The 11,894-nt window shown below is 43.3% G+C and carries 7 protein-coding genes, 7 tRNA genes and 1 rRNA gene (1 of these 15 cut by a window edge); all 15 read left to right on the top strand.

The annotated features are described in order from the left end of the window. A 23S ribosomal RNA gene (locus tag A6749_RS01540) occupies window positions 1-1,794 on the top strand (it extends 1,142 nt beyond the left edge of the window). A gap of 256 nt (window positions 1,795-2,050) precedes the next feature. Beyond that, a tRNA-Leu gene (locus A6749_RS01535) sits at window positions 2,051-2,135 on the top strand. A 15-nt stretch (window positions 2,136-2,150) separates the two neighbouring features. Then, window positions 2,151-2,222 (top strand) — tRNA-Gly (locus A6749_RS01530). Window positions 2,223-2,272: 50 nt separating this feature from the next. After that, window positions 2,273-2,346 (top strand) — tRNA-Pro (locus A6749_RS01525). An 88-nt stretch (window positions 2,347-2,434) separates the two neighbouring features. Continuing rightward, window positions 2,435-2,511 (top strand) — tRNA-Met (locus A6749_RS01520). A 10-nt stretch (window positions 2,512-2,521) separates the two neighbouring features. Then, window positions 2,522-2,611: transfer RNA gene (locus A6749_RS01515), tRNA-Ser, on the top strand. Window positions 2,612-2,626: 15 nt separating this feature from the next. Next, window positions 2,627-2,708: transfer RNA gene (locus A6749_RS01510), tRNA-Tyr, on the top strand. Window positions 2,709-2,715: 7 nt separating this feature from the next. Then, a tRNA-Trp gene (locus tag A6749_RS01505) sits at window positions 2,716-2,786 on the top strand. A 129-nt stretch (window positions 2,787-2,915) separates the two neighbouring features. Next, window positions 2,916-3,677 carry an NUDIX domain-containing protein gene (locus tag A6749_RS01500; protein WP_066384096.1) on the top strand — a complete coding sequence of 254 codons (762 nt, stop codon included), beginning with the start codon at window positions 2,916-2,918 and terminating at the stop codon, window positions 3,675-3,677. A gap of 115 nt (window positions 3,678-3,792) precedes the next feature. Further along, window positions 3,793-4,602 carry a bifunctional DNA-formamidopyrimidine glycosylase/DNA-(apurinic or apyrimidinic site) lyase gene (gene mutM / locus A6749_RS01495; RefSeq protein WP_066384087.1) on the top strand — a complete coding sequence of 270 codons (810 nt, stop codon included), beginning with the start codon at window positions 3,793-3,795 and terminating at the stop codon, window positions 4,600-4,602. 181 nt (window positions 4,603-4,783) lie between these two features. After that, on the top strand, window positions 4,784-5,425 hold the full coding sequence (locus A6749_RS01490; RefSeq protein WP_084798023.1) for a helix-turn-helix transcriptional regulator: 642 nt from the start codon (window positions 4,784-4,786) through the stop codon (window positions 5,423-5,425). Window positions 5,426-5,442: 17 nt separating this feature from the next. Continuing rightward, window positions 5,443-6,258 (top strand): pyruvate, water dikinase regulatory protein, encoded by an 816-nt coding sequence (locus tag A6749_RS01485; protein ID WP_066384081.1) that lies wholly within the window; start codon window positions 5,443-5,445, stop codon window positions 6,256-6,258. Window positions 6,259-6,260: 2 nt separating this feature from the next. Further along, window positions 6,261-8,930 carry a pyruvate, phosphate dikinase gene (ppdK, locus tag A6749_RS01480; RefSeq protein WP_066384077.1) on the top strand — a complete coding sequence of 890 codons (2,670 nt, stop codon included), beginning with the start codon at window positions 6,261-6,263 and terminating at the stop codon, window positions 8,928-8,930. A gap of 110 nt (window positions 8,931-9,040) precedes the next feature. Next, complete coding sequence (locus A6749_RS01475) at window positions 9,041-9,232, top strand: YbxH family protein (RefSeq protein ID WP_066384072.1); 192 nt, start codon at window positions 9,041-9,043, stop codon at window positions 9,230-9,232. 66 nt (window positions 9,233-9,298) lie between these two features. Then, window positions 9,299-11,881 carry a DEAD/DEAH box helicase gene (locus A6749_RS01470; protein ID WP_066384069.1) on the top strand — a complete coding sequence of 861 codons (2,583 nt, stop codon included), beginning with the start codon at window positions 9,299-9,301 and terminating at the stop codon, window positions 11,879-11,881. Window positions 11,882-11,894 lie beyond the last annotated feature (13 nt).

The following is an 11,894-nucleotide window of genomic DNA, read 5'->3' as shown; positions in this document are numbered from 1 at the left end:
AATAGCTCACTGGTCGAGTGACTCTGCGCCGAAAATGTACCGGGGCTAAACGTATCACCGAAGCTGTGGATTGACATCTACGATGTCAGTGGTAGGAGAGCGTTCTAAGGGCGTTGAAGCTGGACCGTAAGGACCGGTGGAGCGCTTAGAAGTGAGAATGCCGGTATGAGTAGCGAAAGATGAGTGAGAATCTCATCCACCGAATGCCTAAGGTTTCCTGAGGAAGGCTCGTCCGCTCAGGGTTAGTCGGGACCTAAGCCGAGGCCGAAAGGCGTAGGCGATGGACAACAGGTTGATATTCCTGTACCACCTCTTTATCGTTTGAGTGATGGGGGGACGCAGGAGGATAGGGTAAGCGCGCTGCTGGTTATGCGCGTCTAAGCAGTTAGGCTGATGAATAGGAAAATCCGTTCATCGTAAAGGCTGAGCTGTGATAGCGAGGGAATTATAGTACCGAAGTTCCTGATTCCACACTGCCAAGAAAAGCCTCTAGCGAGATAAAAGGTGCCCGTACCGCAAACCGACACAGGTAGGCGAGGAGAGAATCCTAAGGTGAGCGAGAGAACTCTCGTTAAGGAACTCGGCAAAATGACCCCGTAACTTCGGGAGAAGGGGTGCTTATTGAGGTGCATAGCCTCGATGAGCCGCAGTGAATAGGCCCAGGCGACTGTTTAGCAAAAACACAGGTCTCTGCGAAGCCGCAAGGCGAAGTATAGGGGCTGACGCCTGCCCGGTGCTGGAAGGTTAAGAGGAGGGGTTAGCTCACGCGAAGCTCTGAATCGAAGCCCCAGTAAACGGCGGCCGTAACTATAACGGTCCTAAGGTAGCGAAATTCCTTGTCGGGTAAGTTCCGACCCGCACGAAAGGCGTAACGATCTGGGCACTGTCTCAACGAGAGACTCGGTGAAATTATAGTACCTGTGAAGATGCAGGTTACCCGCGACAGGACGGAAAGACCCCATGGAGCTTTACTGTAGCCTGATATTGAATTTTGGTACAGCTTGTACAGGATAGGTAGGAGCCTGAGAAGCCGGAGCGCCAGCTTCGGTGGAGGCGTCGGTGGGATACTACCCTGGCTGTATTGAAATTCTAACCCTCACCCCTGATCGGGGTGGGAGACAGTGTCAGGTGGGCAGTTTGACTGGGGCGGTCGCCTCCTAAAATGTAACGGAGGCGCCCAAAGGTTCCCTCAGAATGGTTGGAAATCATTCGCAGAGTGTAAAGGCACAAGGGAGCTTGACTGCGAGACCTACAAGTCGAGCAGGGACGAAAGTCGGGCTTAGTGATCCGGTGGTTCCGCATGGAAGGGCCATCGCTCAACGGATAAAAGCTACCCTGGGGATAACAGGCTTATCTCCCCCAAGAGTCCACATCGACGGGGAGGTTTGGCACCTCGATGTCGGCTCATCGCATCCTGGGGCTGTAGTCGGTCCCAAGGGTTGGGCTGTTCGCCCATTAAAGCGGTACGCGAGCTGGGTTCAGAACGTCGTGAGACAGTTCGGTCCCTATCCGTCGTGGGCGCAGGAAATTTGAGAGGAGCTGTCCTTAGTACGAGAGGACCGGGATGGACGCACCGCTGGTGTACCAGTTGTCTTGCCAAAGGCATCGCTGGGTAGCTATGTGCGGACGGGATAAGTGCTGAAAGCATCTAAGCATGAAGCCCCCCTCAAGATGAGATTTCCCATAGCGTCAAGCTAGTAAGATCCCTGAAAGATGATCAGGTTGATAGGTCAGAGGTGGAAGCATGGTGACATGTGGAGCTGACTGATACTAATCGATCGAGGACTTAACCAAAATCGAAAAGCGTAAGCGGCCGGTTAGCAACGTATGGCCTGGAGGGCTTTGACTGAGATAAAGGAAACACGATGAGCGAAGCGAATCGATGTTGACTTATCGTTGGGAAAAGACCGAAGGACACTAGTTGCTGGACGCTGGAGCTAGACAATAATGATTAGCGAACTCATTCTTACTAAACTTCTTCTGTATTATCTAGTTTTGAGGGAATGAACTATTTCTTCATTTTGAAAAAAAGCGTTACCATTTTGAGTACGCGGGTGTGGCGGAATTGGCAGACGCGCCAGAATCAGGATCTGGTGTCGCAAGGCGTGGGGGTTCGAGTCCCTTCACCCGCACCAAATTCATTTTATAATGCGGAAGTAGTTCAGTGGTAGAACACCACCTTGCCAAGGTGGGGGTCGCGGGTTCGAATCCCGTCTTCCGCTCTTTATGATGCTGAGTAGTCATTTCAATGTCGATGTTATTATCCTTTTATCGGGAAATAGCTCAGCTTGGTAGAGCACCACGTTCGGGACGTGGGGGTCGCAGGTTCAAATCCTGTTTTCCCGACTTATTTAAAGTCATTGCTCTGAATAAAGAGCTTCTATTTCAAAAATAGAAGTTTGGCAGTCTAAAATTACTTAGACAAATTTAATATGGCGGTGTAGCTCAGCTGGCTAGAGCGTACGGTTCATACCCGTAAGGTCGGGGGTTCGATCCCCTCCGCCGCTACCAATTGCTTTATGGAGGAATACCCAAGTCCGGCTGAAGGGATCGGTCTTGAAAACCGACAGGCGGGTTAAACCGCGCGGGGGTTCGAATCCCTCTTCCTCCGCTTTAATACATATATGGAGGGGTAGCGAAGTGGCTAAACGCGGCGGACTGTAAATCCGCTCCCTCAGGGTTCGGCGGTTCGAATCCGTCCCCCTCCACTTTTATAGGGGCATAGTTTAAAGGTAGAACTAAGGTCTCCAAAACCTTCAGTGTGGGTTCGATTCCTACTGCCCCTGTATTTTATAAAAAACGTCTTCCTATTTTCGCAGGAAGACGTTTTTTTGTTCTAGCTTTCGAAACTATTTTGCTTAGTTGTATAAAATGAAGTATCAATTCTTAATTAAAACAACAAAGCGAGGATCATTATGATTTATTTAAGAGAAGAATATCGGATGAAACCGGCTAAGATAAAGGAATTCAATCAATTATTCCATGACTATGTTCTTCCACTTAAGATAAAAAGCGGTGCCAGATTAATTGGCAGCTGGGTAACTGATGACAACAATGAAATTACTGTAATTTGGGAGTATCCAAACCGCGAAGAATATTTAAAAATTGAACAACTCGTTAAAAAGGATAAAATGTACCAACAATTACAAATCCAACCACAAAAGTCAGGCTCACTTTATTCGGAATTCCGTGAGTCTTTTTTAACTTCAAACGGTTCCTATACTATTCCTAAACAGATTGTTACAGTCAGCGGATATATTACCAATGAGGCAAAGGAAACTCTGCTGGTGAAAACCCAGTGGAGATCAGATACTTGGGAACTCCCCGGAGGCGGTGTTGATGAGGGGGAGACGCTTGATCAGGCGTTAATACGGGAGATTCTTGAGGAAACGGGAATTAGGGTTAAACTATTTGGGGTCTCAGGCGTTTACTCCAATGGTAATACAGTGGCAATTGTTTTTCTTGGAAAAGCAGCAGGCGGGGAATTAACAACCTCCGAAGAAACAACAGAAGTCTCTTTTGTTAAAATCAATGAAACAAACCTGTCGCAATATATTAAAAGGGGAAAATTTATTCCAAGAGTAAAAGATGCGATGAAAGGGTATTGTGTTCCATATGAAGCTTTTAAAGTACGGCCTTATCAATTATTAGAAAGATTTAAAGGTAATGAGGAATAAGTTAAGTATCCCCGATAACCATTTTAACCGAGCTTTCATTAAAGCTTGGTTTTTTCTTTTAAAAATTTTTTTATGTTTAACGGGTAAGATAAAAAATAGAAAGGGGGATGTACATTTGCCTGAGCTTCCGGAGATGGAAAATTATAAAATCCTGCTAAATCAAAGAATTGGCGGTCAAACCATTACAGATATTCAAGTAAACAGGGAAAAATCAATCAATATAAACCCCGAACTATTTAAGAAAACAGTGGAACATCAAAAAATTATAACCATTCAACGCAGAGGAAAGCATTTACTTTTCCACCTGCAGAATGGCCAAATTCTGTTATTGCATTTAATGCTGGGGGGCTGGATGTTTTATGGGCCGGAAGCGGATAAGCCGAAACGAACGATTCAGGTAAGGTTGTCCTTTGGTGAGCAGCACCTTTATTTTATTGGATTACGGCTTGGCTATCTTCATGTGTATTCGCCAAAGGAGGCTGAACAGAAGCTTGCACACTTAGGGCCGGAACCATTAGCGGATGATTTCACTCAGCAGCATTTTTCGCAGAGGATTGCTGGGAAACACGGGCGCTTAAAGACAACCTTGCTTGATCAAGAGTTTATTGCAGGGATTGGAAATTGCTACTCAGCAGAAATATGTTTTCACGCTGGGATAAAGCCTATAAATGATATAGATGACCTTAGCGAAAATGACCGAGTTCAACTGTATAAATCAATTAAAATCATTATCCAAGAGGCCATTAAACATGGAGGCTATATGGAAAATCCATTTTTTACAGGAGACACACTAACAGGCAGTTTTTATCATCTATGTCAGGTATATGATCGTGAAGGAGAGACTTGCCGCAGATGTAGTGCCACAATCATAATGGAAACCATTTCATCCCGAAAAACCTTCTATTGTCCAAATTGCCAAGTATAAACCCCGTCATGCACCGTGCTGGCGGGGTTTTTTGTGAAAATCCCCAAAAATTTATAGCTATTTTGTCAAATTTAATGTTTCCGATATTCGTTAATTGTAATATACTATATACAAATAAGTATAACACATTTATAATTAACACATAGAATGGTATATAATTATTAAACTTTAGGGGGTGGTAATAATTAAACTTACAAAGCGACAGGATGAAATCCTAGAAATTGTTAAAAGAAATGGACCTATCACAGGAAAAGAAATTGCCGAAAAGCTTTCTGTTTCAAGAGCAGCATTAAGACCTGATTTAGCCATTTTAACAATGTCCGGCAATTTAGATGCAAGACCCCGGGTAGGCTATTTTTTTAATGAAAAATTGGGGGTTAAGCAGCAGGCAGAAAGATATATCCACCAAAAAGTGGCGGATTTCAAGGCACATCCAATTGTGGTTGAAAAATCAACCTCTGTTTATGATGCGATTGTGCAATTATTTTTAGAAGATGTTGGCACCCTTTATGCTGTTGATTCGGAAGGACATTTAGCCGGTGTGGTGTCACGGAAGGATTTATTAAGAGCTGCAATCGGTAATCGAAACCTCCAAGAATTACCTGTAAGTGTCATTATGACTAGAATGCCAAATATCATCACCATTGAACCGGAAGCAACCTTGTTTGATGCAGCAAAGAAAATGATCAATTATCACGTTGACTCCTTACCAGTCGTAAAGGAAGTGGACGAACAGGAAAATACATATTTACTAGTTGGACGGATAACGAAAACTACCATCACTAGAGCTTATTTAGAAATCATGGAAGAGAAATCAGACTAAGGGGAGTTGCTGCCATTTTGAAACAGAAGCAAGTTGTCTATGTAATATCCGACTCGGTGGGTGAAACAGCCGAGCTTGTTGTGAAAGCAGTAGCGACACAGTTCAACGGCGGACATGTAGAGATTCGCCGCAATTCATATGTAGATGATATTGAGGATATAGAAGATGTAATATTACTGGCGAAAAGGGGAAACTCCCTTATTGCCTATACCATTGTAATTCCGGCTTTAAAGGAATACTTGGATAAAAGGGCGGGTGAAGAGGGAATAGCCGCGGTTGATTTGCTTAGTCCGTTAATGAGTGCCTTCACGGATAAGTTTAATCAGGAACCGCATCATCAGCCAGGACTGATGCGGAAATTAGACGAAGAATACTTTCGAAAAATTGAAGCCATTGAATTTGCCGTAAAATATGATGACGGTCGTGATCCAAGGGGAATTTTAAAGGCGGATATCGTCTTGATCGGTGTGTCAAGGACATCCAAAACACCATTGTCAATGTACCTGGCACATAAGCGGTTTAAAGTTGCCAACGTACCGCTTGTTCCAGAGGTTCCGCCGCCGGATGAACTTTTTCAAATACCAAGGAAAAACTGCATTGGCTTGATTATTTCACCCGACAAATTAAATGAAATTCGCAAGGAACGACTTAAGGCCTTAGGGCTTGCTTCGCAGGCAAACTACGCAAGCTTTCAGCGAATTCTTGATGAACTCGATTATGCTGAAAAAATTATGAAGCGTGTTGGCTGTCCGGTCATCAATGTATCTAATAAAGCAGTAGAGGAAACAGCTGGATTAATTTTAGACGTGTTGAAAAAAGAGAGGAGCTTATAAACATGGATAAATTTGTGTATTTGTTTCATGAAGGAAACGGTAATATGCGGGAATTGCTCGGCGGAAAAGGTGCAAATCTAGCAGAAATGACAAAAATCGGTCTGCCTGTTCCTTTTGGTTTTACGATTACAACACAAGCTTGCAACGCATACTATGAATCTGGTAAATCCATTCCTGCATTAGTAGAAAAACAGACTTTAGATGCGCTCGCTGCTTTAGAAGAAAAGATGGGTAAAAAATTAGGTGACCCGAAAAACCCACTGCTGGTTTCTGTTCGTTCCGGTTCCGTTTTCTCCATGCCTGGCATGATGGACACGATTTTGAATCTGGGGATGAACGATGAAACGGTTGTTGGAATGGCAAAATTGACGAATAATCCTCGTTTTTCTTACGATTCCTACCGCCGATTTATTCAAATGTTTAGTAATGTCGTACTAGAAATTGACACGTATTTCTTTGAACAATTCTTAGAAGAAACACGTGAGCAAAAAGGCTATTACGCCGATCCGGAAATGACTGCTGAGGACTGGCAGGAAGTTATCGGCGGTTACAAAGAGATTGTCAAGAAGCATACCAGGAAGGACTTCCCTCAAGATCCAAAGGAACAGCTTTTCCTTGCGATTAATGCGGTGTTTAATTCTTGGAATAACCAGCGTGCAATTGTTTATCGCCGTTTGAATAAAATTCCCAATCATTTAGGGACCGCAGTAAATGTTCAAAGTATGGTATTCGGAAATATGGGGGATGACTCAGGCACAGGTGTTGCTTTTACAAGAAATCCGTCTACCGGTGAGAAGGTCCTTTACGGGGAATATTTAATCAACGCCCAAGGTGAAGATGTGGTAGCTGGAATTCGTACTCCACAGCCAATCGCTACTCTTCAAAAAGAGATGCCGGGAGTTTTTCAGCAATTCGCGGATACATGCCACCGGCTTGAACAGCACTACAAAGAAATGCAGGATATTGAATTTACGGTTGAACGGGGCAAGCTTTTCATTCTCCAAACAAGAAACGGCAAACGTACGGCTCAAGCGGCAATCCGTATCGCTGTTGAGATGGAAAAAGAGGGAATCATCGATAAAAAGTCGGCGCTTTTACGCGTTGATCCTGATCAACTAAATCAATTGCTGCACCGCAGGATAGATGACTCGGCACAGAAAACAATCTTAGCAAAAGGGCTGCCGGCATCACCTGGTGCTGCCACCGGCCAAGTAGTTTTCGATGCTGACGAAGCGGAGCAATTAGGTAATGAAGGTAAAAAAGTGATTCTTGTATCACCAGAGACAACACCGGATGATATCCATGGCATGGTCGCGTCACAGGCAATCTTAACAAGCCGAGGTGGTATGACAAGCCATGCCGCAGTAGTTGCACGTGGGATGGGAAAAGCATGTATTTGCGGCTGTGAAGCATTAAAGATTGATATGAAGGGAAAACAATTCGTGGTTGGAGACAAGGTTATTCGTCACGGTGACATTATTACCGTAGACGGATCTACTGGTGAAATTATGCTTGGGGAAATCCCAATGATTGACCCTGAACTTTCGGAAGAATTTCAGCAATTGCTTGTCTGGGCTGACGAAGAACGGAAAATTGGCGTCCGTGCCAATGCTGATAACCCGGAGGATGCTCGGAAATCCTTTGAGTTTGGTGCCTGCGGGATTGGTTTATGCCGTACAGAGCATATGTTTATGGATTTAAAACGTATTCCAATTGTCCAAAAAATGATCCTGGCGGAAAATTACAGCGAAAGAATGGAAGCGCTGGAACAGCTGTTACCAATGCAGCAAGGTGACTTTGAAGGCATCTTTGAAGCCATGCAGGGATTCCCAGTCACTATCCGCTTACTAGATCCGCCGCTTCATGAGTTTTTACCGGATAAAGAGGAATTATTGGTTGAAGTGACAAAACTACAAATTTTAGAGCCGCAATCAAAAGAATTAAAGCAAAAAGAACTATTACTGAAAAAGGTTCGCCAATTGGATGAATTCAACCCAATGCTGGGACACCGTGGCTGTCGTTTAGGGATGATTTATCCGGAAATCTACGAAATGCAGGCGAAAGCGATTTTCTATGCGGCCGCGGTATTAGCGGAAAAAGGTTTGGCCGTACAGCCTGAAATCATGATTCCGCTGGTTGGTCATGTCAATGAATTAAAACAAATGCGTCAATTAGTAGTGGATGCGGCTGTTAGTGTGCAAGAAGAAACAGGAAAACAATTTGACTACACGATTGGAACAATGATTGAAATTCCGCGTGCGGCATTAACGGCGGATGAAATTTCGGAAGAAGCGGATTTCTTCTCTTTTGGAACAAATGATTTAACACAGACGACATTTGGCTATAGCCGTGATGATGCAGAAGGCAAATTCCTGCAAGCCTATATTGAAAACAAAGTCCTGCCAGATAATCCGTTTGCCGTACTTGACCAAGATGGTGTGGGAAAATTGGTGGAAACGGGTGTGAAGCTCGGCCGCGCAACCAAGCCTTCTTTAAAAACAGGTATTTGCGGTGAGCATGGAGGAGAAAAAAGCTCGATTGACTTCTGCTATAGAATTGGCCTAGACTACGTCAGCTGCTCACCATACCGTGTACCGCTCGCACGCCTTGCCGCCGCACAAGCGACAATTCGTCACGAATCAAAGAATGAACAAGCAGTTACGACTGCCTAAATGATAAGGGGGATGGCACCATTGCCATCCTCTTCATTTTGTTTTGGATTAGACTCATGTAATTGAGTGATACTATTTTTAAGAATCAACCGGATAAGGAGGCTATTATTATGGGTGCTATTGAACGCAGCGGATATCGTTTTGTACCAGAATATAGTGTAATCCAGCAGAATGGAGCGATCCATGTGTATAATAAAGAAGAATTTATAGAAGAAATAAAATTCCAATTCACCGGAAAATTTCCGGAAATGGACAAAATTGAAGACTTAGTCGATCAATATTGCGAACTCCATAACCTATAACAGAACGTTTATTCTTAATTGGTAGTAATGATATAATGAAATATGGAATAGAGAGGAGGGAATATAATGAGCAAACTACTTTCGGTTTACCCTCAAGCTATAGAACAAACAAAAAACAAGGTATTTCAGGATATTGATTATTATTTAGAAACAAAGGCCGTGCTGCCCTCTTTTACCCAATATCTTAATGACCGCGGCCATTATGTTGATCAAATATGGGTTAATGTATGGCTGAACAAAGTAACGAACGATGTACCGAAAAATGAGAAGAAGCAATTTTTAAGTGAAAAAGGATTTGAGGTCCAGGGAGTAGACCGCAAGCTGATTAATAAGTTATTTCGTGATGAGATGCGGCTTTATCAGCCGTTTGGCACTCTTTTCTGGGTAAAGGAAACCTTTGATGGTCAGGAAGAAAAGTGGGCGGAACGTTACGAAAAAGCCAAACAAAACTACATAAAACGGCAGCAAGAGAAACTGCTTGCGGAAACAAGAATTGGTCTCGAAGAGGAAATAGATAAAGCAGCCAACATTATGATTGAGGAACAGTATCAACTGCTCTATTTATATGTTCGCTATTTTACAGCGAAACAGTTAGCCTCTGATTTTGAAAACAATGTTAAATTCAAATCTGTGGATACTTTCGCCTTGGAGGAGAAATTGGAAGAGGAAGGTTCTTTCAATCCTGCTGGCTATAAAACAGTTGCCGGTTTTTTTGATGAACTTACCGGGGACATTCAAAAAACGCTCGGCTGGAGTAGAAGTTATTTTGAATACGAAACCTATTTTTATATGTATGAAGGGTTAATAGCAGATTATTTATCGCAATTAATACCAGAGATGGTTTATAAGGAGCTTCCCGAAAAATTTAAAGTTCATTTTTTCGAAACCTTTCATGAGAAGCTGTCGGTTTCTTTTATTAAAGGCAGTATTGCTGATTTACTTTATGATATTGTAGGAATCTTCCTTGAGGATATCCAAGAAGAATATGTTTCTGACCTGCTTAAACTGGCAAAGATTCCGTTTGATGAAGCTATTCACCGAGAAATGTTTGAAAACGACCTGGAAGAGCGGGAAAGACGCTATGCAAAAGAGCAAGCCGAGCTTCAGCGCAAACGTGAAGAAGAAGAACGAATGATGCAGGACATTTTCGGTGAGGAATATAATCCGTCATCGAAACGGAATGTCCGCTATGTCCTGCATATTGGAGAAACAAATACTGGTAAAACACATCATGCCTTAGAAAGGATGATGCTGGCGGAAAGTGGTTTATATCTGGCACCATTGAGACTTTTAGCGCTAGAGGTGTACGATAAACTAAATGCTGAGGGAACACCTTGTTCTTTAAAAACGGGTGAGGAGGAAAAAGTCGTCCCAGACGCTAACCATATCTCGTGTACAGTGGAAATGTTCCATGAAAAGGAATATTACCAAGTGGTCGTTATTGATGAAGCACAGATGATAACTGATAAGGACCGCGGATTTTCATGGTATAAGGCAATTACCAAAGCGAGCGCCCAAGAAGTGCATATCATTGGAAGCCGAAACTCAAAGGGTATGCTGTTAGAGCTATTGGGTGATGCTGACATTGACATAAATGAGTATACACGTGATACGCCGCTGGAGGTGGAGTCAAAGAAATTTGATATCAAACGTGTGAAAAAAGGTGATGCTCTTATTTGCTTCTCGAGACGCCGTGTTCTCGAAATGGCCTCAAGGCTGCAAAATGACGGTCATGCGGCAAGTATGATTTATGGCAGTATGCCGCCTGAAACCCGGAAAAAGCAAATTGAACTGTTTAACAAAGGGAAGACCAAAGTGATTGTCGCGACAGATGCGATTGGCATGGGTTTAAACCTGCCGATCCGCCGTATTGTATTTTTAGAAAATGAGAAGTTCGACGGCACCCGAAGAAGGCTGTTAACTTCACAGGAAGTAAAGCAAATTGCAGGCCGCGCCGGTCGTAAAGGCATCTATGATGTCGGTAAGGTTGCCTTTACCGGCGATATTAAAAAAATGCGTGACTTACTCACACAGGAAGACCGTCCGGTTCAAACATTTGCTATCGCACCGACGAATTCCGTGTTTGAAAGGTTTCAGCGATATTACCATGACCTAGGAACTTTTTTTGAACTATGGGAGAAATTTGAAAGTCCCAAAGGAACAAAGAAAGCGTCGCTGTCGGAGGAACGTTCACTCTATCAAAAGATTGCCGGGACGGAAATAGAGGCGAGATTGTCATTAATGGATTTGTACGGCTTTTTACACCTGCCTTTTTCGAAAAATGAAGGAGTTTTAACCCGGCAATGGGAAGAGACGATATACGCAATTATTCATAATGAACCATTACCTGAACCGCCAGTGAAAGAAGGCAGTCTCGAGGAATTAGAGCTCAGCTATAAGGCGGTCGGGCTTCATTTGCTATTTCTTTACCGCTTGGATGAGAGGACAGAAGCGATTTATTGGGAACGCCTCCGTGAGGAAATTAGCGATAAAGTTCAGGAAAGGCTCAAAACCGATATTAAAAAGTTCGTAAAAAAATGTAAAAATTGCGGTAAAAAACTCCCGTGGGATCATCCATTTCCAACATGTGATGCATGCTACCGTGCAAGATTCAAAAAATATTGGCATGAAGATGAATATGAAATTTAAAGGGGCCTATGAT

This window comes from Neobacillus mesonae (genome assembly GCF_001636315.1).
GTDB classification, from domain to species: domain Bacteria; phylum Bacillota; class Bacilli; order Bacillales; family Cytobacillaceae; genus Neobacillus; species Neobacillus mesonae.
The sequence above is the reverse complement of the archived record's forward strand: the minus strand, read 5'-3'. Positions and strand labels throughout refer to the sequence as shown.

What these genes read in the sequence shown, in the direction of transcription:
- ppdK (WP_066384077.1), top strand. Translation starts at nt 6,261, where the DNA reads ATGGATAAATTTGTGTATTTGTTTCATGAAGGAAACGGTAATATGCGG.
- A6749_RS01475 (WP_066384072.1), top strand. Translation starts at nt 9,041, where the DNA reads ATGGGTGCTATTGAACGCAGCGGATATCGTTTTGTACCAGAATATAGT.
- A6749_RS01470 (WP_066384069.1), top strand. Translation starts at nt 9,299, where the DNA reads ATGAGCAAACTACTTTCGGTTTACCCTCAAGCTATAGAACAAACAAAA.
- A6749_RS01500 (WP_066384096.1), top strand. Translation starts at nt 2,916, where the DNA reads ATGATTTATTTAAGAGAAGAATATCGGATGAAACCGGCTAAGATAAAG.